This window comes from Pseudomonas sp. C321, from assembly GCF_055407105.1.
Genome location: NZ_JBUZRB010000001.1, coordinates 1,173,246 through 1,195,707, shown reverse-complemented (window position 1 = coordinate 1,195,707; position 22,462 = coordinate 1,173,246). Strand labels below are relative to the sequence as shown.

The window sequence follows — 22,462 nt, the reverse complement described above, 5'->3', positions numbered from 1 at the left end:
ATCATGGCAAAACCTGCTGCTCGTCCTCGTAAAAAAGTTAAAAAGACAGTGGTTGATGGCATCGCCCACATCCATGCTTCTTTTAACAACACCATCGTGACCATTACCGACCGTCAGGGTAACGCGCTTTCTTGGGCTACCTCCGGTGGTTCGGGTTTCCGCGGTTCTCGCAAGTCCACCCCGTTCGCTGCTCAAGTAGCTGCTGAACGTGCTGGTCAAGCTGCGCTGGAATATGGCCTGAAAAACCTCGACGTTAACGTCAAAGGTCCAGGTCCAGGTCGTGAGTCTGCTGTCCGTGCATTGAACGGCTGTGGCTATAAGATCGCCAGCATCACCGACGTGACGCCAATCCCGCACAACGGGTGCCGTCCGCCGAAGAAGCGCCGCGTGTAATCCAGGAGATTGTAAAGAATGGCTCGTTACATTGGTCCAAAATGCAAACTCGCTCGTCGCGAAGGCACCGATCTCTTTCTGAAGAGCGGCGTGCGCGCGATCGAATCGAAGTGCAACATTGAAGCAGCACCTGGTATCCACGGCCAACGCCGCGGTCGCCAGTCCGATTACGGCACCCAGCTGCGTGAAAAGCAGAAGGTCCGTCGTATCTACGGCGTTCTCGAGCGTCAATTCAGCGGCTACTACAAAGAAGCTGCTGGCAAGAAAGGTGCAACCGGTGAAAACCTGCTGCAACTGCTCGAATGCCGTCTGGACAACGTTGTATACCGTATGGGCTTTGGTTCGACTCGTGCCGAATCCCGTCAGCTGGTATCGCACAAATCCGTCAGCGTAAACGGCCAAACCGTTAACGTCCCGTCCTACCAGATTCGTGCTGGTGACGTGGTCGCGATTCGCGAGAAAGCAAAAAACCAACTTCGCATTGTCCAAGCTCTCGATCTGTGTGCCCAACGTGGCCGCGTAGAATGGGTAGAAGTAGACACTGAGAAGAAGTCGGGCGTTTTCAAGAACGTTCCTGCTCGCAGTGATCTGTCCGCCGACATCAACGAAAGCCTGATTGTCGAGCTCTACTCCAAGTAAGGGCTAGAAAATAGGTGCATCCATGCAGATTTCGGTAAATGAGTTCCTGACACCCCGTCACATTGATGTGCAGGTTGTCAGTCCAACCCGCGCCAAGATCACTCTCGAGCCTCTCGAGCGTGGTTTTGGCCACACCCTGGGCAACGCGCTGCGCCGCATCCTGTTGTCCTCAATGCCCGGCTGTGCAGTAGTCGAGGCCGAGATTGACGGTGTGCTCCACGAGTACAGCGCCATCGAAGGTGTACAGGAAGACGTAATTGAAATCCTGTTGAACCTTAAAGGTCTGGCTATCAAGCTGCATGGCCGTGACGAAGTTACGCTGACCTTGTCGAAGAAGGGTTCGGGGGTGGTTACCGCTGCCGATATTCAGCTGGATCATGATGTCGAGATCGTTAATCCCGATCACGTAATCGCTAACCTGGCGTCTAACGGCGCCCTGAACATGAAGCTCACTGTAGCTCGTGGTCGTGGTTATGAACCGGCCGACTCGCGTCAGAGCGATGAAGACGAAAGCCGCAGCATTGGTCGCTTGCAGCTTGACTCTTCGTTCAGCCCGGTTCGCCGTATCGCATACGTGGTGGAAAACGCCCGTGTCGAGCAGCGTACTAACCTGGACAAGCTGGTTATTGATCTGGAAACCAATGGTACTCTAGATCCTGAAGAGGCTATTCGCCGTGCTGCAACCATTCTGCAACAGCAGTTGGCTGCGTTCGTCGACCTCAAAGGTGATAGTGAGCCAGTGGTAATCGAGCAAGAAGACGAGATCGATCCGATCCTGCTTCGCCCGGTTGACGATCTGGAACTGACTGTACGTTCGGCTAACTGCCTTAAGGCGGAAAACATTTACTACATCGGCGACCTGATTCAGCGTACCGAAGTAGAACTGTTGAAGACTCCGAACCTGGGCAAGAAATCCTTGACTGAAATCAAGGACGTTCTGGCCTCCCGCGGTCTGTCCCTCGGCATGCGCCTCGACAACTGGCCGCCTGCAAGTCTTAAGAAGGACGACAAGGCGACTGCCTGATCGTCGTAATCACCGAACGTGAGTTTGGTAAGGAATGAACCATGCGTCATCGTAAAAGTGGTCGTCACCTGAGCCGTACCAGCTCGCACCGCAAGGCCATGTTTCAAAACATGGCGGTGTCGCTGTTTGAGCACGAGCTGATCAAAACTACACTGCCGAAAGCTAAAGAACTGCGTCGCGTTGCTGAGCCGCTGATCACTTTGGCCAAGACAGACAGCCTGGCTAACCGCCGTTTGGTTTTCGACCGTACTCGTTCGAAAGTTATCGTTGGTAAGCTCTTCAACGACCTGGGCAAGCGTTACGCTACCCGTGAGGGTGGCTACCTGCGCATCCTCAAGTGCGGTTTCCGCTCTGGTGACAACGCGCCTATGGCGTACGTTGAGCTGATCGATCGTCCAGTTGGCGGTGAAGCTGTATCCGCTGAGTAAGACGTCAGTCTGTAACGAAGAACCGGGCCTAGCGCCCGGTTTTTTGTGCCTGGAAAAAAGGCGTCTATATTTTTGAGTCACTGCCACCTCCACAATCAAGGCAATAGCTATGTGCTCCGATGGATCGTTAGTTATTCTCTATCAAAGACCATGATTTATTGAATTTGATGGTGTCATTCTGATGGTCAATACTCCCTCCCAGCCGATTAGCCGGCAGTTCCAAGACTGACCTGAGGAAGATTGAGCATGAGCCAAACTAAAGTCCTTACCACCGCCAGCGGCGCGCCCGTTGCGGACAATCAGAATTCCCGTTCCGCAGGCCCCCGTGGCCCGCTGCTGCTCGACGACTTTCACCTGATCGAGAAGCTTGCGCACTTCAACCGTGAAAACATCCCGGAGCGTCGCGTACACGCCAAAGGATCGGGTGCCTACGGTACCTTCACCGTCACTCAAGACATTACGCAGTACTCCAGCGCCAAGCTGTTCGAGTCTGTGGGTAAACAAACGCCGACCTTTTTGCGCTTCTCCACCGTTGGCGGCGAACGCGGTTCGGCTGACACCGAGCGCGACCCGCGTGGTTTCGCCTTGAAGTTCTACACCGAAGAAGGCAACTGGGACATCGTCGGCAACAACACTCCGGTGTTCTTCATCCGTGATCCGTTGAAATTCCCTGACTTTATCCACACTCAAAAACGTCTGCCGCAAAGCAATTTGAAGAGTGGGCAGATGATGTGGGACTTCTGGTCCCACTCCCCTGAGGCGCTGCACCAGGTCACTATCCTGTTTTCGGACCGAGGCATCCCGGACGGCTACCGTCACATGCACGGCTTCGGCAGCCACACCTATAGCCTCATCAGCGCCACGGGTGAACGGCACTGGGTGAAGTGGCACTACAAGACCAAACAGGGCATCAAGAACCTCGCGCCTGCTGACGCAGCACGGCTGGCCGGTACCGATCCTGATTACGCCCAGCGCGACCTGTTCGGAGCTATTGAGCGCGGTGATTTCCCGAAATGGCGCGTCTGCATCCAGATCATGACCGAAGCTCAGGCCAATACTCACTATGAGAACCCCTTTGACGTGACCAAGACCTGGTCGCAAAAAGAGTTTCCTCTGATCGAAGTGGGTGAGCTGGAGCTGAATCGTAACCCGCAGAACTACTTTGCTGAAGTAGAGCAGGCCGCGTTTGGTCCAAGCAATATGGTCCCAGGTGTAGGCCTGTCGCCAGACCGTATGCTGCAAGGCCGTGTGTTCGCTTACGCCGATGCTCACCGCTACCGTATCGGCACCAATCACCAGCACCTGCCGGTGAATGCGCCACGCAGTCCGGTCAACAGCTACCAGCGAGACGGTTCAATGGCGTTCGGTAGCAACGGCGGCGCGGCTCCCAACTACGAGCCAAACAGCTACGCCGACGCGCCGAAGCAAGCTGCGCAGTTCGCCGAGCCTGCCCTGGCCCTGAGCGGTGCGGCTGACCGTTACGATCACCGTGAAGACACTGACTACTATAGCCACGCTGGTGCGCTGTTCCGCCTGATGAACAATGAGCAGAAAGCCCTGCTGATCAACAACATCGCCGGGGCAATGGCCGGAGTTTCCAGCGATGTAGTCCAGCGCCAATTGCAGCATTTCTTCAGGGCCGACTCTGCTTATGGAGAAGGTGTCGCATCTGCACTGGGTGTATCGCTTAACCAACTCTAAGTGATAAGCAGAACCGCCCTCATTTGGGCGGTTTTTGCGTTATTTCAGCTGATTTTCTCTGAATATCATCGCTTTTCTGCCGTTGGTCCCGTGACCTGCAGGTCATCATGGTTCAAACTACAGCCTTTCAAGCAGGGAGATGTAGGGCGATGCAAGGTCACCCCGACGTAATCGATTACCTCAACACGTTGCTGACGGGCGAACTGGCAGCTCGTGACCAATATTTCGTTCACTCGCGGATGTACGAAGACTGGGGCTTTACTGAGCTCTACGAACGTATCAACCACGAAATGGAAGAAGAGGCACAGCACGCTGACGCGCTGATGCGCCGCATCCTGATGCTCGAAGGTACGCCACGTATGCGTCCCGACGATCTGGATACCGGCACCACGGTGCCTGACATGCTCGCCAGCGACTTGCGCCTTGAGTACAAGGTCCGTGCTGCACTGTGCAAGGGCATTGAGCTCTGCGAGCAGCACAACGACTATGTCACCCGGGAAATCCTGCGGGTGCAGTTGAATGACACTGAAGAAGATCACACTTACTGGCTGGAGAAGCAGTTGGGTCTGATCAAGTTGATCGGTCTGGAAAACTACCTGCAATCGCAGTTCTGATTCCGCCGGCATCAAAAAAGCCCCTGTCACCTCAACGGTGACAGGGGCTTTTTCATAAGCCTGGATCAGGCCTTGTCGCGAGCCAACAATGCCTTGAGATAGAAGCCAGTGTGAGACTGCTTCATCTCCGACACTTCTTCCGGTGTACCGACGGCAATGATCTGCCCACCTTTGGAGCCGCCCTCAGGGCCGAGATCCACCAGCCAGTCGGCAGTCTTGATCACGTCCAGGTTGTGTTCAATCACTACCACTGTATTGCCGTGGTCGCGCAAGCGATGCAGCACGTCCAGCAACTGCTGGATATCAGCGAAGTGCAGACCGGTGGTCGGCTCATCAAGGATATACAGGGTCTTGCCGGTATCGCGTTTGGACAGCTCACGGGACAGTTTCACCCGCTGTGCCTCGCCACCGGACAAGGTAGTCGCCGATTGCCCCAGCTTGATGTACGACAGGCCGACATCCATCAGCGTCTGCAGCTTGCGCGCTAGTGCCGGGACCGCATCAAAGAACACTCGCGCTTCTTCAATAGTCATTTCCAGCGTTTCGTGGATGTTCTTGCCCTTGTACTTGATCTCCAGGGTTTCACGGTTGTAGCGCTTGCTCTTGCATACATCGCACGGCACGTAGATGTCCGGCAGAAAGTGCATCTCTACCTTGATCAGGCCATCGCCCTGGCAAGCCTCACAGCGTCCGCCCTTGACGTTGAAGGAAAACCGCCCCGGGCCGTAACCACGGGAGCGGGACTCCGGTACGCCAGCGAACAACTCGCGAATCGGCGTGAACAGTCCGGTGTAGGTCGCCGGGTTGGAGCGCGGTGTACGTCCAATCGGGCTCTGGTCGATATCGACCACCTTGTCCAGATGCTCCAGGCCCTTGATGCTGTCGTGAGCCGCGGCCTCCAGGGTGGTCGCGCCGTTCAGTGCGGTAGCGCTCAAGGGGTACAGCGTATTGTTGATCAGAGTCGATTTGCCTGATCCGGACACGCCGGTCACGCACGTCAGCAGGCCCAGCGGAATCTCCAGGTCGACATTGCGCAGATTGTTGCCACGCGCACCCTTGAGGTGCAGCGCCATCTTCTTGTTACGTGGGGTGCGTTCGGCTGGCACGGCAATCTTCACCCGACCTGACAGGTACTTGCCGGTCAACGAGTCAGGATGAGCCATGACTTGCGCTGGCGTGCCCTCGGCAACAATATGCCCACCATGCACGCCCGCGCCGGGGCCGATGTCGACGACATAGTCGGCCAGACGAATGGCATCCTCGTCATGCTCGACCACGATCACGGTGTTACCGATGTCCCGCAGGTGCTTCAGCGTACCAAGCAAACGGTCGTTGTCGCGCTGATGCAAGCCGATGGACGGCTCATCGAGGATGTACAGCACTCCTACCAGGCCGGCGCCAATCTGACTCGCCAAGCGAATCCGCTGCGCTTCACCACCGGAAAGGGTGTCGGCGCTGCGGTCCAGTGACAGATAATCCAGGCCAACGTTGACCAGGAACTGCAGGCGCTCACGAATTTCCTTGAGGATCTTGTCGGCAATTTCCCCACGACGACCGGTCAATTTCAGCGTGCCAAAGTATTCGCAGGCATCGCCAATCGGCAGGTTGGTCACTGCCGGCAACGTCTTCTCGCCAACCCACACATGCCGCGCCTCGCGACGCAGGCGGGTGCCCCGGCAATCCGGGCACGATTGGGTGCTGAGGAACTTGGCCAGTTCCTCGCGCACACTGGCCGACTCGGTCTCGCGGTAGCGCCGTTCCAGGTTTGGCACGATCCCTTCGAACGGATGGGAGCGTTTGACGATGTCGCCCCGGTCGTTCAGGTACTTGAAGTCGACGTTCTGCGAACCGCTGCCATGCAGGATGACTTTCTGCTGCTCGGCCGGCAGTTCGTTGAACGGCACTTCCAGGCTGAACTTATAGTGCGAGGCCAATGAGCCGAGCATCTGGAAGTAATAGACGTTACGCCTGTCCCAGCCGCGTATCGCACCCTCCGCCAACGTCAGGTCACCGTTGACCAGACGCTTGATGTCGAAGAATTGCTTAATCCCCAGGCCATCACAGGTCGGGCAAGCGCCGGCCGGATTGTTGAAGGAAAACAGCTTGGGTTCCAGCTCGCTGATGGCATGGCCGCAGATCGGGCAGGCAAAGCGCGCGGAGAAGATGATTTCTTCGCCGGGCTCGTCGTCCATCGGCGCCACCAGGGCGATACCGTCCGCCAGTTTCAACGCGGTCTCGAACGACTCAGCCAGGCGCTGTTGCAGATCGGCACGCACCTTGAAGCGGTCGACGACCACATCAATGGAGTGCTTCTTCTGTTTATCCAGCTTGGGCAGCTCGTCCAACTCACAGAGCTTGCCGTTGACCCGCGCCCGAACGAAACCCTGGGCGCGCAACTCTTCGAACACTGAAAGGTGTTCACCCTTGCGCTCGCGAATCACCGGTGCCAGCAGCATCAGCTTGGCGCCTTCCGGCTGGGCCAGTACCAGGTCGACCATTTGGCTGACGGTCTGGGCTTCCAGCGGGATGTCGTGATCCGGGCAGCGCGGAATACCGACGCGGGCATATAGCAGGCGCAGGTAATCGTAGATTTCGGTAATGGTGCCCACGGTGGAGCGCGGGTTATGGGAAGTCGACTTCTGTTCGATGGAGATCGCCGGCGACAGGCCTTCGATGGTGTCGACGTCTGGTTTTTCCATCATCGACAAAAACTGCCGGGCATAGGCCGACAGCGATTCCACATAGCGACGCTGGCCTTCGGCATACAGCGTGTCGAACGCCAGGGACGACTTGCCGGACCCGGACAGGCCGGTGATAACGATCAGTTTGTCCCGTGGCAGGGTCAGGTCGATGTTCTTCAAGTTGTGGGTTCGAGCCCCACGAATCACGATCTTGTCCAAAGTGGCCTCGCACGGCGGGCGTAAACGCAGGAGTATACGGTTAAATACTGGATGAATACACACTATCAAGTCACCCGGCGCAGCCTTACATGAAAGCTGCGCGGCAAAGCGCCGCATATACCCTCTCAAACGATGGGACTGATAGAATCGCCGCCGGTTCACACGAGGTTTTTCCATGCACGATCCCCACAGCGAACGCATGAGTGGCAGCGAGACCCGCGCGGCAAGCGGTCTGGCCCTGGTGTTCGCCTTCCGTATGCTTGGCATGTTTATGGTGTTGCCGGTCCTGGCGACCTATGGAATGGACCTCGCAGGCGCGACCCCGGCCCTCATCGGCCTGGCAATTGGGGCCTATGGCCTGACCCAGGCGATTTTTCAGATTCCGTTTGGGTTCATTTCCGACCGCATCGGCCGCCGGCCGGTGATTTACCTCGGGCTGATCGTTTTCGCCCTCGGCAGCGTGCTGGCGGCCAATGCCGATTCGATCTGGGGCGTGATCGCCGGACGCGTCCTGCAAGGTGCCGGGGCGATTTCTGCTGCCGTCATGGCGCTACTCTCTGACCTGACCCGCGAGCAGCACCGTACCAAAGCCATGGCCATGATCGGCATGACCATCGGGCTGTCGTTCGCCGTGGCCATGGTGGTCGGCCCGTTGCTGACCCGTGCCTTCGGCTTGTCGGGGTTGTTCCTGGCCACGGGCGGCATGGCCCTGGTGGGCATCCTGATCGTTGCCTTCATGGTTCCGCGCTCCGCCGGCCCGTTGCAGCATCGCGAGTCAGGCGTCGCCCGCGAGGCGCTGTTGCCCACACTCAAGCACCCGGACCTGCTGCGCCTGGATTTAGGTATCTTCGTATTACACGCAATGCTGATGTGCAGCTTCGTCGCCTTGCCCCTGGCCCTGGTAGAAAAAGCCGGGCTGCCCAAGGAGCAGCACTGGTGGGTTTACCTCACCGCGCTGCTGATTTCATTCTTCGCCATGATCCCGTTCATCATCTATGGCGAGAAGAAACGCAAAATGAAACGAGTTCTACTGGGCTCCGTCGCGACATTGATGCTCACTGAGCTATTCTTCTGGCAGTTCGGCGACAGCCTCCGGGCGTTGGTGATTGGCACGGTGGTGTTCTTTACCGCGTTCAACCTGCTGGAGGCTTCATTGCCTTCGCTGATCAGTAAAGTTTCACCGGCCGGCGGCAAGGGCACGGCAATGGGGGTGTATTCCACCAGTCAGTTCCTCGGTTCGGCACTCGGTGGGATCATGGGTGGCTGGATGTACCAGCATGGCGGTTTGTCGGTTGTGTTCCTTGGATGCGCCGGGCTGGCTGCACTTTGGCTGGTCTTTGCTGTTACCATGCGCGAACCTCCATACGTCACAAGCCTGCGCCTGCCGTTATCGCCCGAAGCGATTCGTGAAGCCGGTCTGGTAGAGCGCCTGAAGGCCGTCGTCGGAGTAACGGATGCAGTCGTGGTGGCTGAAGAAGCCGCCATTTACATCAAATTGGACACCGAATTATTGGATCGCGCGACGCTTGAGCAACTGGTCAATCCAGTGCCAACAGCGCGCCCAGCTTAGGAGAACGTTATGGCCCGTGGGGTTAACAAAGTCATATTGGTCGGTACATGCGGCCAGGATCCCGAAGTTCGCTACTTGCCTAACGGTAACGCCGTGACCAACCTGAGTCTGGCGACCAGCGAACAGTGGACCGACAAGCAAACCGGCCAGAAGGTCGAGAAAACCGAATGGCACCGTGTGTCGATGTTCGGCAAGGTCGCAGAGATCGCCGGTGAATACCTGCGCAAAGGTTCGCAGGTCTACATCGAAGGCAAACTGCAGACCCGCGAGTGGGAAAAAGACGGTATCAAGCGTTACACCACTGAAATCGTGGTCGACATGCAAGGCACCATGCAACTGCTGGGCGGCCGTCCACAGGGCGACCAACAGGGCCAGGGCGGCATGTCCAACTCGGCGCCACGTCCACAGCAGTCCCGTCCGCAGCCAAGCCAGCAGCCTCAGCAGCCACAGCGTGAGTCGCGTCCAGCGCCACAGCAGGCCGCCCCGCAACCGGCAGCTGACTTCGACAGCTTTGATGACGATATTCCGTTCTAGGGTCTCTTGAGACCTGGATTATCGAGCAACACCCAAAACCCCCGCAGCCATCGGCTTCGGGGGTTTTTTATTGGGCGCCAGCATTTGTCCTCATGGCTCACAAGATTTAGGCTATCTGCGCCCCCATCAAAGATGAAGGAAAGCCCATGACCTGGTCAGCCAAGCAGTATTCGATGTTCGAACAACAGCGCACACGTCCCGTCCGTGACCTGGTCGCAGCCATTGCGGATGCTGACGTGCGCACGGCTGTCGACCTGGGATGCGGCCCGGGCAACTCCACTGAAGTGCTGGCCGAGCGTTTTCCTGCCGCCGTGGTCACCGGCATGGATAGCTCTGATGACATGCTGGTCAATGCCCGTGAGCGGTTGCCCGCGCTGAACTTCGAACTGGCGGACATTGGCGCATGGAGCCCGAACCAGCAATACGATGTGATCCTCGCCAATGCGTCGCTGCAATGGCTGGCGGACCACGCCGCGCTTTACCCGCATCTGGTGAACCAACTGACGCCCGCAGGCACCCTGGCGGTGCAGACCCCGGACAACCTTGATGAGCCGGCCCATCGCCTTGCCCGTGAAGTAGCAGCGGACGGTCCATGGGCAGGCAAGATCGGCACGGTCAAGCACAACGAGCGTCATACGGCGAGCTTCTATTACGAGCTGCTTAGCAAGCATTGCAGCACCGTCGATGTGTGGCGCACCACCTATCACCACCCGCTGGCCGGCGGTCATGGCGCCGTGGTGGAGTGGTTCAAGGCGTCGGCGTTGCGTCCGTTCCTGGCGCCGTTGGACGAGGCTGAGAAAAGCGCTTTCCTCGATGCTTACCTGGCGCGGATCACTCAAGCGTATCCGGCCTTGGCCGATGGCACCGTATTGCTGCCCTTTCCGCGGCTGTTCATCATTGCCACTCGGTAAGTGTTCAAACGATCAAGTGGCGGTCACGCTGGCGCTTGAGCCTGCAAGAATTCACCTGTCGACACCACGCTGGCATACGCAAACCCCAATGATGACATGAAGGCAGCATGCACCTGAGCCGCTGGCACGGTCATACCGTTGAACTCCAGGTCGCGGGTGGCGCAGGCGTCGTGGATCACTGTCACGCTGTAGCCCAAATCTGCTGCTGCACGCACCACGCCATCGATGCACATATGGCTCATGCTGCCGACCACCACCAACTCGGTGATGCTGCGCTGCTCCAGCAGTGTCCTCAGGTTGGTTTCGCGAAAGGAATTGACGAAGTGCTTGAGCACGACAGGTTCGCCGGCCTGATTCAGCACCTTGGGATGCAGGTGTGCGCCTTCGGAACCCGGTGTGAAGAAGGGCGCATCTTCGTTGGTGAACTCGTGACGAATATGGATTACTGGCTTACCGGCCTGGCGAAACGCCTCAAGCACCTGCGCCGCCTTGTCTGCCGCCGCTTCGACGCCGCTCAGTGGCCACTTGCCTTGGGGGAAGTAGTCGTTCTGGATATCGACTAGGATGAGCGCTTGCTGGGTCATGGTTGTTTCCTCGTGAATAACTGTGGCGTCCAGTATCGTGGCTGGTGAGCCGTCCGGGGATTGGCCGCACCGACAATAGCAGGGGGAAAACTGACAATGGCTTTGGAACGCGCGGTCGTCGAGGTGGGCGTACTGATCTATAGCGGTGCGCAAATGGCTGCCGTACATGGTTTGACTGACCTGTTTGGCGTGGCCAACCGTATCGCCGCCGAGCATCAGTCCGAGCAGTTGCCATTACTGCGCGTCAGCCATTGGCGGGCCGATGCCAGCGAGGTGCCAAGCCGTGTGTTCGACAGCTTACCGGGCCCAGGCCAGCACTTGATGGCGGTGTTGATCCCTCCCTCGATTGGCGAGTTTTCCGAAGAGCAGGGGCCGCCGCAACTGATTGATTGGCTCCGCCAGCAACATGCTGGCGGGACGGTCCTTGGCGGTGTGTGCATCGGCTCGATTCTGTTGGCTAAAAGCGGTTTACTGGACGGTCGTAGCGCGACCACCCATTGGTCTTCGGCCAAGTCCTTTGCTGCCCGTTACCCGGCGATTCGCCTGGAAGCCGACAAGCCCATCGTCGACGACGGCGACATGATTACCACCGCCGGGCTGATGGCCTGGTCCGAACTGGGCTTGCGCCTGGTAGACCGCCTGCTCGGCCCGAGTATTGCCGCCAGCACTGCGCGTTTCTTGGTGATCGAGCACAGCGACAGCGCCAGCCAGTGCGGCAGCAACTTTGCGCCGATCCTCAGCCATGGTGATGGGGCGATTCTCAAGGTGCAGCATTGGTTGCAGGCCAGCGGTGCGGTGGATGTTTCTTTAGCAGCGATGGCGCAAGAGGCTGGCCTGGAAGAGCGCACGTTTCTACGGCGATTTCGCAGTGCCACTGGTTTGAAACCCACCGAATACTGCCAGCACCTGCGGGTCGGCAAGGCGCGGCAGATGCTGGAATTCACCAACGCTACCCTCGACCACATCGCCTGGACCGTGGGCTATCAAGACCCCAGCACCTTTCGTGCCCTGTTCAAGAAAATCACCGGATTGGCGCCTAGCGATTACCGCAACCGCTTTGGTGTGAACCCCGCCAGCGTCAGGGTTTGATTAAGCGTTGTTGTCGATCACGCCACGGCAGAGGGTGAGGTTGCCGGTCTTGGTACAGGCCTTGCCGCCGAATCGGATAAGCCGGGCAGGTTCGAAGCGCTTTTTCGACAATCCCCAGTAACAGTGCTCGTGCAAAATGCGCGGCGCATAATCTGTGATCGTGCAAAATAAACGCCGCCAAACCCATTCGTCTGCCGCGAATGGTCGGCTTGCCCGGTTGGCGCGATCCCTGCACCTTCGAGTCCATTGCAGGACTCACCGAAGGGGAGAGCCATGACCCGAAACAGCCCGGCAAAACTGGTGGTCGCCCACTCGACGCGTCCCTCGGCGCCCCAGCACGAGGTCGAGACCAATCAGGCCCTGGCCCGCTGGCTGGCGCAGATACTGGGATGGGAGTTCGGCGGCAGCTATGACCCCGAGCGTCACAGCGGGCGCAACCTGTACCTAGTGCCGACGCAAACCTTGGTGGGGCCTGCCCAGGCGCTGAAATTGGGCATCAAAGGCCCCGAAGACTTGTGGGGCGGTTACGTCGACCATGACTTTATTTGCACCAAGGCCATCAGCCACGGCCTGCCTAGCAAGGACGCGTTTATCCCTGAAGGCTGGTCGCAGTTGTTCTCGGAGCGCGTTCGCACTGTGGTATTGGAGGGCCTGAGCGTATTTGCCCTAGAGGACGCGCGACCAGCCGCCGCCCACTTGCTGCGCAGCGGCCCGGTTCGTCTCAAACCGGTGCACGCCTGCGCCGGCCGCGGCCAGGAAGTGCTCGAGAACATCGACCAATTCGACGCGATTCTGGCCCGGCCCAATGCAGCGAAGCTGTTTACCGAAGGCGTAGTGCTGGAGCAGGACTTGCGCGATGTGATCACCCACAGTGTCGGCCAGAGTTTTATCGGCGATCACGTCTTCAGTTACTGCGGCGATCAATACTTGACCGAGGACGGGCAGGGCGAAGCGGTCTACGGCGGCTCCAACCTGCTGGTGGTCCAGGGCTATTACGAAGACTTGCTCGCTCTCGACCTGCCCGATGACATTCGCCTGGCTATCGAGCAGGCGCAAACCTTCGATAACGCCGCAGACGAGGCCTATCCCGGTTTTTATGCCTCGCGGCGTAATTACGACATTGCCCAGGGGCTGGACAGCGAAGGTAAACAACGCAGCGGTGTGCTGGAACAATCCTGGCGTATGGGCGGGGCCAGCAGCGCGGAAGTCGCGGCGCTGCAAAGCTTTATCAAGCACCCCGACCTGCGGGTGATTCGTGTGTCATCCGTGGAAACCTACACTGATCAAGCGCTACCCGCCGATGCCATCGAGGTCTATCGCGGGCCGGCGGAAAACAGCGCCTTTCTTCTGAAGTACGTAACGGTCAAATCTTATGACGGCTAGAAGCGAAACCATTGCGATCGATATCGACGATGAACAGATGAGCGGGACATTCCTCAGTCCCAAATCGAAAGTACCGGGGGTGTTGTTTGTCCACGGTTGGGGCGGCAGCCAGGAGCGTGACCTGGAGCGGGCCAAAGGCATCGCCGGCCTCGGTTGCGTGTGCCTGACCTTTGATCTGCGCGGGCACGCCGATAACGGCATTCCATTATCGCGGGTCACCCGTGAAGACAACCTGCGCGACCTACTGGCAGCCTACGACCGATTGTTGGCGCACCCGGCCATCGACACCTCGGCAGTGGCGGTGGTGGGCACCAGCTATGGCGGCTACCTGGCCGCGATTCTCACCTCGCTGCGCCCGGTGCGCTGGCTGGCGCTGCGGGTACCGGCGTTGTACCGCGACGAGGAATGGCTGATGCCCAAGCGCGATCTGGACAAGGCCGACTTGTTGGATTACCGCAGCGCCCTGGTGCACGCCCAGACCAATCGCGCTCTGCATGCCTGCGCGGCGTTTACCGGAGATGTGCTGATTGTCGAGTCGGAAACCGATGACCATGTGCCCCACGCCACCATCATGAGCTACCGGGCGGCCTGCCAGCAGACTCACTCGCTGACCCACCGGATTATCGACGGTGCCGACCATTCGTTGAGCGATCCGGTATCGCAGCAGGCCTACACCTCAATCCTGGTGGACTGGATTACCGAGATGGTGGTGGGTGAGCGGCTCAGCATCATTCAGTCCCGATGACTTTATGGGGGCGTCTTCTTCACCCGCAACGCCTTGGCCTTTGCCTCCACGCCGAGGTACATCACCAGGGCCACCAGCAGCGGCAAAATAAAATAGATCGCTCGGTAGGCGATCAACCCAGCCAGCAAACTGCCTCGCGACGCTTCATGCTGCAACAACGCGATAAACACCGCTTCGAGCACCCCAAGCCCGGCCGGGATGTGCGTCACTACCCCGGCAATGCTGCTGATCAATAACACGCCGAGTACCACCGGATACTCCAGTTGCTTGGGCAATAAGGTAAAAATAACCGCCGCCATCAGCGACCAGTTCAACGTGCCGAGTACCAGTTGCAACAGCGCCATGCGCAGCGACGGCAGGTTGATTTCAATCCCCCGCACCGACCACGCCCGCCGCTGGGAAAACCGGCACGCCGCCAGGTAACCCGCACTCACCAGCAACAGCAGCACCCCCACCCCTTGCAGCGCACCGCTGCTGAGTTTCCACCCCGGCGGCAACGTCACCAGCCCGCTGCTGAACACCACGCCGGCCAGCGCCATGTAGCCGAACCAATTGGTCGCCAAGCTCAAACCGAGAATTTTCGCGATATTGCCGTTGCTCACCCCAAGCCGCGAATACAACCGATAACGCATGGCGATACCGCCGACCCAGGCGCTGAGATTGAGGTTGAACGCGTAGCTGATGATTCCCACCGGCAGGATCTGTTTCCAGCGCAACGGCTGGCGGATGTAGGTGCGGCCGATTAGGTCGAAGCAGGCATACACCAGGAAACTGCACAGGGTCAGCCCGGCCGCAATCAACAAGGTGCGCAGCTTGAAATCGCCTAATGTGTCGAACACTTCGCTCCAGTCTATGCGCCGGGCGAGCAGGGTAAACAGCACGATCAGCAGCAGGAAAAACACCACCGTCAGTGGCTTCTTCCAACGCTTGAAACCGTGTCGGCCGGTATCAGCCGCGTGGGCTTGAGTCATGGTCCTGGCTCCCGGTGTGTTCATGGACGAAAGGTTTCAAGCGTGGCTTGTGAGCTGGCAGCGAGCCGATCCACACCGGGAAATGGCGCAGCACGTGAAACACCATGAAACCCACCGTCACCCGCCATAGCCAGCCGCGCGGCGTACGGTTTTCCGGCATGGTCGTGCAGTGATTTTTGCTCAGCACTTGCAGGCGCTCGAACAGCTGTTGATTGAACACTCGATCATGAATCAGCACGTTGGCTTCCAGATTCAGCGACAGGCTCAGCGGATCAAGATTGCTTGAACCCACGGTGCTCCATTGCTCGTCCACCAGCGCCACCTTGCCGTGCAGCGGGCGGTCGCAATACTCGTGGATCACCACGCCATCCTTGAGCAAGTAGTCATAGAGCATGCGGGCTGCCAGCTTGGCCATCAGCACATCCGGCTGGCCCTGCATGATCAGTTGCACCTGCACCCCGCGCCGGGCGGCGTTGCGGATTTCCCGCAGCAGGCGGTAGCCGGGAAAGAAGTAGGCGTTGGCGATCACCACCCGCCGCTGGGCCTTGCGCAGAGCGTGCAGGTAGGCCTCTTCAATGTCTGAACGGTGTTGCAGATTGTCGCGGTAGATCAGCCGCACCATGCCGTCTGCGACTCCCGACTCCCACGACGAAGGCTGTTGTTCGCGCCGGCGCCAGCCTCGTCGGGTGCGCACTTGGCGACCGCTTTGCGCCAGGGCGAAGTGATGCAGGTCGGCCACCGCCGGGCCTATCACTTGCACTGCGTAATCCTGCTTGGCCTCGGGGCCGAAATCCCCCAGGTGATCGGCCGAAAAATTGATCCCGCCGATAAACGCCACGGTAGCGTCCACCACCACGATCTTGCGGTGCAGGCGACGAAACCAATTAGTGCGAAAACCCAGAGTCTTGGATGCGGGGTCGAATATCTGCACAGTCACGCCAGCCTCGGCCAGCTCACTGAGAAACGCCGCACTCAGCTCGCCGCAACCAAAACCATCAAGGCTGACCACCACCTTGACCCCGCGCTGCGCCGCCTTGATCAGGATTCCTTGTAGCTCATGGCCGACCTTGTCTTCGAAGAGGATAAAGGTCTCCAGCAGAATCTCTCGCTGGGCCTGGCGCAACGCGTCGAAGACCTTGGGGAAATAGGCCTCGCCGTTTTCCAGCAGCTCAACCTGGTTACCACGTTGCCAGCCATAGTCCAGATCCCAGGCCGCCGAATCGTCCAGCGGTTGGTCGGTAGCCATGTGTTGCACCGCGACTTTTTCCACCGGGGCGCTGCTCATAACTCGATCTCCACCGACAGCGGGGCGTGATCTGACAGATGGGACCAGGGCCGGGTGCTCAGCACCTGAGGTTGGTGTGCCTTCACATTGCGCACATAGATGCGGTCCAGCCGCAGCAACGGCAGGCGCGCCGGGAAAGTGCGGGCCGGTTTGCCGTGAGCTTCGACGAACACTTCCCGCAGCCCGCTTTGGCTGAGATCGGCTTGCTGGCGCCAGTCATTGAAATCTCCAGCGACGATCAGCGGTGCGTCGGCGGGAATCTCGGCGATGCGCTGCGCCAACAGCTTCAACTGCTGTTGGCGATGTACCTCGCGCAAGCCGAGGTGGACGCAGATCGCGTGTACGTCCTGGGCGTTGCCGGGCAGGCGCAACACGCAATGCAACAACCCACGGCTTTCGTGGCCGCTCTGGGAGATGTCGAGGTTGTCGTAGCGGATGATCTGGAATTTCGACAGCAAGGCATTGCCGTGATCGCCATCGGGGTACACCGCGTTGCGACCGTAGGCGAATTGCGGCCAGATGCTGTCGGCGAGAAATTCGTACTGAGGCATGGTTGGCCAGTTGCTGTAGCGCTTGGGATGGCGCTCGTGGGTGCCGTGGATTTCCTGGAGGAACACCACGTCGGCGGCAACGCTGCGCACTGCCTCGCGCAACTCTGGCAGGATGAAACGCCGATTGAGGGCGGTGAAACCCTTGTGGGTGTTGACCGTCAGCACTGTGAAGCGAGTGATGGCGGCGGCGGGCGTGACGGGCACCCATTCTGGAATCGCGGCCATGGTTTCTCCCGTGCGTGAGTGATGTTTTTGATGACCTCCGTTCTAGGGTGACTGTGATTTTCCAGAGAAAGTTTCGACGGTCCTACAGACGGCACACATCCAATGTGTGCCAACGATGACGAACTCGGTCGTCCCGATGGCGAAAGCGCTGAGGGTCAGCGCGAGCAAGGCAATGGGCATGGTTGCAACTCCGGAGAGTTTCAATCAGGAGCGCAGTGTCGAGGTTTGGCTTATGCGAAAAAATAGAGGTATTGGCATTTGATATTTGCCTTGCAAGCACAGAACGTTCCCACGTCGAACCGTTTGCGTGGGAACGATCAGGCCCCAACCCCGTCAGTTCCTTACAGCCCTTTGTGAAGGAGTCCGGTGTTTTGTTGAACTTTAAGGCTGCACTTCTGCTCGGTACGCTGCTGTTTTTCGGCAGTGGCGCACTGCAAGCCGCCGATCCAGCGCCTGAGCCCGAGGCACCGGCCAAGCCGGAGTTGCTGGTCGAAGGCGGCCTGCTCGGCGCCATCAGCTCCAGCATTGACGAGGTGCAGGAGACGCTCGACCTCAACCAAAACCTCGTCGACGCATGGCGCCTGCGCACTGACCGCGCGGCAGATGAGGTGGAGCGTCTGCTCAACCGGCCTTCCGAGCGATCACCGTGGAGCGTGGCCGGGGATTTTCTGATGTTGTCCGGCGTGTGGGTCGGTGCCTTTGTGCTATTGACCCTGCTGGGCCGATTGATTGTCAGTCGCCTTAGCCATCACCGCGTTATCCAGCCTCGGCAGCGGCTCCAGGCTCTGCTCGGTTACCTGATTCCCTACACGATCCCGGCGTTGATCTGCCTGCCGCTGACCCTTTACGCCAGCCATTTCCTGCCGACCTCCGTAGGCCGCGCGCTGGCGCTGTGTTTTGCCTACGCCACCAGCAGCGGTATTTTCTCCACGTCGGTGCTGTTGGGCGTGATCGTGATGTTCAGCGTCGGCCATAAGCGCCCGGCGGTACAGATTATTCGCGACTACTGCCCCAGGCCGCTGTTCCTGATTGGCTTCCTCGCCGCCCTCAGCGATGCCCTGACCAGCCCGCAGATCGCCCGCCAACTGGGTGGCAACATCACCAGCAGCGTCGCGGTATTTACCGGGCTGTTTGCCTCGGTGATTTTCGGCCTGCTGGTGATCCGCCTACGCCGCCCGGTGGCGCATTTGATCCGCAACCGTGCCCTGACGCAGCGCCTGAAGCATCCGGCCTTGCAGCAATCGTTGCGAATTTTTTCCGGGTTGTGGTTCTGGCCGATCCTGCTGATGGTGCTGGTCTCGGCGATTAATCTGATCGGTGCCGGCGAAGACAGCCAGAAAGCCCTGCGTTGCGCCTTGTTCACCACGATTCTGCTGATTGGCACGGTGTTCCTCAGTACCGTGCTGCAACACCTGTTCAAATCTCGCAGCACCGTGGCTATCCAGCGCAGCAGCGCCTACAAGGAGCGTTTCCTTAGCCTGTTGCATGCGGTATTGCGCATTGCCATGGCCATCGCCTTTATCGAAGTCCTCGGGCGGATCTGGGGCGTGTCGCTGTTCGAATTCGCTCAGCGCAATGCCGTAGGCCGGGCCATCAGCGATTCGTTGAGCAGCATCGGCTTGATCCTGCTGATGACCTGGCTGTTTTGGGTGGTGCTCGACACGGCGATCCAGGAAGCGTTGAAGCCGCCGGTTAACAAGCGCTCCAGCCGCCAGCCCAGCACGCGGGTGAAAACCATCCTGCCGCTGCTGCGCAATGCGGTGAAGATCATCCTGGTGGTGATCTGTGCGATTACCACCATGGCCAACCTGGGCATAAACGTCGCGCCGCTGCTGGCCGGTGCCGGGGTGGTTGGTCTGGCCATCGGGTTTGGCTCCCAGCAACTGGTGCAGGATGTGATCACCGGGCTGTTCATCATCATCGAAGACACCCTGTCCATCGGCGATTGGGTGGTGCTTGACTCCGGTCACGCCGGCACCGTCGAAGGCCTGACCATCCGCACCCTGCGCCTGCGGGACGGCAAGGGTTTTGTGCATTCGGTGCCGTTCGGCCAGATCAAGGCGGTCACCAACCAGTCGCGGCAATTTGCCTATGCGTTCTTCTCGGTGCAATTCACCTACGACACCGATGTCGACCAGGCCGTGGAGCTGATCCGCGAGGCCGGGCAGTCGATCCGCGACGACGTATTCCTCAAATACAACCTGCAAGGGCCGCTGGAGGTGTTTGGCGTCGAGAAGATGGACCTCAACGGCGTGGTGCTGACGGCACAGTTCCGCACGGTGTCGGGTGGGCAATACGCGGTCAGCCGGGCGTTTAACCAGCGGCTGAAAAAGCTTGTGGATAACTGCGCGTGGGTGCACTTCGCACAAACTTATCCACAGCAGGTGATGGTGCCTCAGCGAGTTGCGCAGGTGGATGAGCCGGAAGATGACGGGACGCCGCCGGCGCTGACGGAGCAGCCGCGAACCCAATGACTATGCAGGTTATGCCGGGCCCATTGCAGGGCGGCGCACTTTATAAGTGACGGTTGCGCTACAAACCCGCAAAATGCAACGATTCTGGCAAATGCCAGCGACATGGCTACCAAGCCTGTCGATAATAGCCATCGTTCCAAACAGACCGGGCCTGCTTAATCTATGCGAATGCGCCTTATGTTACTGGGCGGCGGGAATGCCCTCGGGCAGGCGCTGATTCGCCTCGGAGCGGAGGAAGACGTCGGTTTCCTCGCCCCCCGTCCGCCCCAAGACGGCTGGGATGCCGCGAGCCTCACCCAATTGCTCGACGACACCCGTCCCGATGCCTTGATCAACCTTGCCTACTATTTCGACTGGTTTCAGGCGGAAACGGTTAGCGAGGCTCGCTTGGCCGGGCAGGAATTTGCCATCGAGCGGCTGGCCGAATTGTGTCAGCACCACAACATCACCCTGTTGCAGCCTTCCAGCTATCGGGTGTTTGACGGCTCCCGCGCCACCGCCTACAGCGAAAAAGACGAACCGGTGCCGTTGGGTCTGCGGGGCCAGGCGTTGTGGCGAATTGAACAGAGTGTGCGCGCCACCTGCCCGCAACATGTGCTGCTGCGTTTTGGCTGGCTGTTGGATGACAGCATCGACGGCACCCTCGGGCGCTTCCTGGGTCGGGCCGAAAAACCTGAAGAGTTGCTGATGGCCGACGACCGGCGCGGCAATCCGACGCCGGTGGACGATGCGGCGCGGGTGATTATTTCCGTGCTCAAGCAACTCGATTGCTCCGCGCCGTTGTGGGGCACTTACCACTATGCCGGGCACGAGGCGACCACGCCGCTGGCGCTGGGGCAGGCGATTCTTACCGAAGCGCGTAACTTCCATACGCTGGCCGTCGAAGCCCCCACCGCCCAGGCCCACGCGGCACGGCCGGATGCCGCTGATGAGCCGCAGCATGCGGTATTGGCCTGCAAGAAAATCCTTCACACCTTCGGTATCAAACCCCGCGCCTGGCGTGCCGGGTTACCGGCGTTGCTGGATCGGTTTTACCGACATAACTGAGCATAAAAAAAGGCGCCTGAAACAGGCGCCTTTTTTATGTGTGGCCGCTTGGGCTTAGAACTTGTAGCCAATGCCGACCATGTAAACCATTGGGTCAACATCCACATTGACCTTGGCGCGAGTGCCGGCACCCAGGGTGTTGTTGTCGACGGTGGCTTTGGTGCTGATGTCGATGTAGCGAACCTGGCCGTTGATCATCCACTTGTCGTTGATCATGTAGTCGGCGCCGATCTGCGCGGCCCAGCCCCAGGAGTTTTCGGCCTTGAAGTTGCTGAAGCCGACATCGCTGGCGCGCCCGCCGACGTGCTCGTCGTAGATCCAGGTGTAGTTGATACCAGCACCGACATACGGTTGGAACGCCGACTTGCTGTCCAGCGGGTAGTACACAACGCTCAGGGTCGGTGGCAGGTGTTTCAGGCTGCCAAGCTTGCCGTTGGCGGCGCCCAGGCCGGTGTTCTTGATCTTCACGTCATGTTCGAACGGCGTGGCTGCCAGCAGCTCGATACCGATGTGGTTGGTGATCATGTAAGCGAAGTTCAGACCCAGCTGGGTGTCACTGCTCATGGTCGCCTTGCCGCCCAGGTTGGTACCGGCCTTCGGGCCCTGATCAACCTTTACACTGCCGCTGTCGGCCTTTGGGTTGACAGTGATGGCACCGGCGCGAATGAGGATGTCACCCGCTTCGTGTGCGTGGGCGAGTGGTGCGGCGAGTGCAAGTGCGAAGAGGGACGCGCTGAGCAGGGACTTGTGCATGAGAGGCTCCAAAGGACGTTTTATTAGTTGGCTGTGTCCAATGGTAACGATCGTAACGTTCGAGCCTTTGACTCAGCTCAATGAAATAGTTATCACCGCGCGCCTACAAAACAGCTATTGCGGCAACTCATACACATAAATCTTTTCGGCATCCATCTGATAGCCCGCATCCGCCAGTTCACTGGTGGACGGTTTGACCTGCATCTGGCCCTCAATCCAGTACGGCTGGTACAACTCTTCCAGTTTCACGCCGATCTCGCTTTTAACGTGGACGATTTGGTTTGACGGCGGTGGCGGCACATGGATGCAAGCACCGAAGTATGGCACCAGCAGAAACTCAATGGTCCGACCTTCCTCGCTGACTTCCAGCGGCACGATATAGCCCGGCAGGCGGATGTGCTGGCCGTCGAGCTTCTGCACTACCGGCGCATCGGGTAAGTCCTGCTTGGCCGCCGGTGCTGCCTGCGCCGATAGCGCATCGGCCATGTTCGACAGGTCGTGCAGCGGTTTCATGTTGGGGATTTCCGGCGGCGCGTCCGGCGGAATCATTTCCTGCCACGACAGGTCCTTGGGCTCGGCGGCCGAGGAGGGCAGGGCCACCAGCAATAACAGCGCAAGCAGGAAACGGTGCATCGAAGCCT

Annotated in this window: 21 protein-coding genes; 14 read left to right on the top strand and 7 right to left on the bottom strand. The window is 59.1% G+C overall.

The window, feature by feature from the left end:
* Positions 1–3 precede the first annotated feature (3 nt).
* From rpsK to bfr, 6 genes are all read left to right on the top strand, one after another.
* Positions 4–393: a 30S ribosomal protein S11 gene (gene rpsK, locus ACZRJ6_RS05690; protein WP_002555466.1), complete on the top strand. Its 390-nt coding sequence runs from the start codon at positions 4–6 to the stop codon at positions 391–393.
* Between the two features lie 18 nt (positions 394–411).
* Positions 412–1,032, top strand: coding sequence for a 30S ribosomal protein S4 (gene rpsD, locus ACZRJ6_RS05685; RefSeq protein ID WP_133103474.1), 621 nt, complete (start codon positions 412–414; stop codon positions 1,030–1,032).
* A 22-nt stretch (positions 1,033–1,054) separates the two neighbouring features.
* Positions 1,055–2,056, top strand: coding sequence for a DNA-directed RNA polymerase subunit alpha (locus ACZRJ6_RS05680; protein ID WP_003176403.1), 1,002 nt, complete (start codon positions 1,055–1,057; stop codon positions 2,054–2,056).
* Positions 2,057–2,097: 41 nt separating this feature from the next.
* Positions 2,098–2,484 (top strand): 50S ribosomal protein L17, encoded by a 387-nt coding sequence (gene rplQ / locus ACZRJ6_RS05675; RefSeq protein ID WP_133103473.1) that lies wholly within the window; start codon positions 2,098–2,100, stop codon positions 2,482–2,484.
* A gap of 246 nt (positions 2,485–2,730) precedes the next feature.
* Entirely contained in the window at positions 2,731–4,185 is a 1,455-nt protein-coding gene (locus ACZRJ6_RS05670; RefSeq protein WP_463967401.1) for a catalase, read from the top strand.
* Positions 4,186–4,334: 149 nt separating this feature from the next.
* The gene (bfr, locus tag ACZRJ6_RS05665) at positions 4,335–4,799 is read left to right on the top strand and encodes a bacterioferritin (RefSeq protein WP_133103471.1); all 465 of its coding nucleotides are present in this window, start codon (positions 4,335–4,337) and stop codon (positions 4,797–4,799) included.
* Positions 4,800–4,864: 65 nt separating this feature from the next.
* On the opposite strand, the gene uvrA is transcribed toward bfr, so the two are convergent.
* Entirely contained in the window at positions 4,865–7,699 is a 2,835-nt protein-coding gene (gene uvrA / locus ACZRJ6_RS05660; RefSeq protein ID WP_463967400.1) for an excinuclease ABC subunit UvrA, read from the bottom strand.
* Positions 7,700–7,874: 175 nt separating this feature from the next.
* On the opposite strand from uvrA, the gene ACZRJ6_RS05655 reads away from it, so the two are divergent.
* The 3 genes from ACZRJ6_RS05655 (at position 7,875) to tam (ending at position 10,714) form a co-directional block, all read left to right on the top strand.
* Complete coding sequence (locus ACZRJ6_RS05655) at positions 7,875–9,269, top strand: MFS transporter (protein ID WP_463967399.1); 1,395 nt, start codon at positions 7,875–7,877, stop codon at positions 9,267–9,269.
* A gap of 9 nt (positions 9,270–9,278) precedes the next feature.
* Positions 9,279–9,803 carry a single-stranded DNA-binding protein gene (locus tag ACZRJ6_RS05650; protein WP_133103468.1) on the top strand — a complete coding sequence of 175 codons (525 nt, stop codon included), beginning with the start codon at positions 9,279–9,281 and terminating at the stop codon, positions 9,801–9,803.
* A gap of 146 nt (positions 9,804–9,949) precedes the next feature.
* Positions 9,950–10,714, top strand: a complete 765-nt coding sequence (gene tam / locus ACZRJ6_RS05645; protein WP_463967398.1) for a trans-aconitate 2-methyltransferase — start codon at positions 9,950–9,952, stop codon at positions 10,712–10,714.
* Positions 10,715–10,737: 23 nt separating this feature from the next.
* Here the strand turns inward: tam and ACZRJ6_RS05640 are convergent, their stop codons facing one another.
* Positions 10,738–11,298 carry a cysteine hydrolase family protein gene (locus tag ACZRJ6_RS05640; RefSeq protein ID WP_463967397.1) on the bottom strand — a complete coding sequence of 187 codons (561 nt, stop codon included), beginning with the start codon at positions 11,296–11,298 and terminating at the stop codon, positions 10,738–10,740.
* 96 nt (positions 11,299–11,394) lie between these two features.
* On the opposite strand from ACZRJ6_RS05640, the gene ACZRJ6_RS05635 reads away from it, so the two are divergent.
* The 3 genes from ACZRJ6_RS05635 (at position 11,395) to ACZRJ6_RS05625 (ending at position 14,515) form a co-directional block, all read left to right on the top strand.
* Positions 11,395–12,387: a GlxA family transcriptional regulator gene (locus ACZRJ6_RS05635; RefSeq protein WP_463967396.1), complete on the top strand. Its 993-nt coding sequence runs from the start codon at positions 11,395–11,397 to the stop codon at positions 12,385–12,387.
* 273 nt (positions 12,388–12,660) lie between these two features.
* Positions 12,661–13,770, top strand: coding sequence for a DUF3182 family protein (locus ACZRJ6_RS05630; RefSeq protein WP_463967395.1), 1,110 nt, complete (start codon positions 12,661–12,663; stop codon positions 13,768–13,770).
* Entirely contained in the window at positions 13,760–14,515 is a 756-nt protein-coding gene (locus ACZRJ6_RS05625) for an alpha/beta hydrolase family protein (protein ID WP_463967394.1), read from the top strand. The genes ACZRJ6_RS05630 and ACZRJ6_RS05625 overlap by 11 nt, the downstream gene beginning before the upstream one ends.
* A 2-nt stretch (positions 14,516–14,517) precedes the next feature.
* Here the strand turns inward: ACZRJ6_RS05625 and ACZRJ6_RS05620 are convergent, their stop codons facing one another.
* From ACZRJ6_RS05620 to ACZRJ6_RS05610, 3 genes are read right to left on the bottom strand one after another with little or no spacing between them, the layout of a single operon-like run.
* The gene (locus ACZRJ6_RS05620; RefSeq protein WP_463967393.1) at positions 14,518–15,486 is read right to left on the bottom strand and encodes a lysylphosphatidylglycerol synthase domain-containing protein; all 969 of its coding nucleotides are present in this window, start codon (positions 15,484–15,486) and stop codon (positions 14,518–14,520) included.
* Positions 15,464–16,771: a cardiolipin synthase ClsB gene (gene clsB / locus ACZRJ6_RS05615; protein WP_463967392.1), complete on the bottom strand. Its 1,308-nt coding sequence runs from the start codon at positions 16,769–16,771 to the stop codon at positions 15,464–15,466. The genes ACZRJ6_RS05620 and clsB overlap by 23 nt, the downstream gene beginning before the upstream one ends.
* Complete coding sequence (locus ACZRJ6_RS05610) at positions 16,768–17,547, bottom strand: endonuclease/exonuclease/phosphatase family protein (protein ID WP_463967391.1); 780 nt, start codon at positions 17,545–17,547, stop codon at positions 16,768–16,770. Before ACZRJ6_RS05610 ends, clsB begins: the two co-directional genes overlap by 4 nt.
* A 371-nt stretch (positions 17,548–17,918) precedes the next feature.
* Between ACZRJ6_RS05610 and ACZRJ6_RS05605 the strand changes: the two genes are divergently transcribed.
* Positions 17,919–20,021 (top strand): mechanosensitive ion channel family protein, encoded by a 2,103-nt coding sequence (locus ACZRJ6_RS05605; RefSeq protein WP_463967390.1) that lies wholly within the window; start codon positions 17,919–17,921, stop codon positions 20,019–20,021.
* A gap of 162 nt (positions 20,022–20,183) precedes the next feature.
* Positions 20,184–21,068 carry a sugar nucleotide-binding protein gene (locus tag ACZRJ6_RS05600; RefSeq protein ID WP_463967389.1) on the top strand — a complete coding sequence of 295 codons (885 nt, stop codon included), beginning with the start codon at positions 20,184–20,186 and terminating at the stop codon, positions 21,066–21,068.
* A 54-nt stretch (positions 21,069–21,122) separates the two neighbouring features.
* Here the strand turns inward: ACZRJ6_RS05600 and ACZRJ6_RS05595 are convergent, their stop codons facing one another.
* Positions 21,123–21,821, bottom strand: coding sequence for an OmpW/AlkL family protein (locus ACZRJ6_RS05595; RefSeq protein ID WP_463967388.1), 699 nt, complete (start codon positions 21,819–21,821; stop codon positions 21,123–21,125).
* A 114-nt stretch (positions 21,822–21,935) separates the two neighbouring features.
* Positions 21,936–22,454, bottom strand: coding sequence for a DUF3299 domain-containing protein (locus tag ACZRJ6_RS05590; RefSeq protein WP_463967387.1), 519 nt, complete (start codon positions 22,452–22,454; stop codon positions 21,936–21,938).
* Between the last annotated feature and the right edge of the window lie 8 nt (positions 22,455–22,462).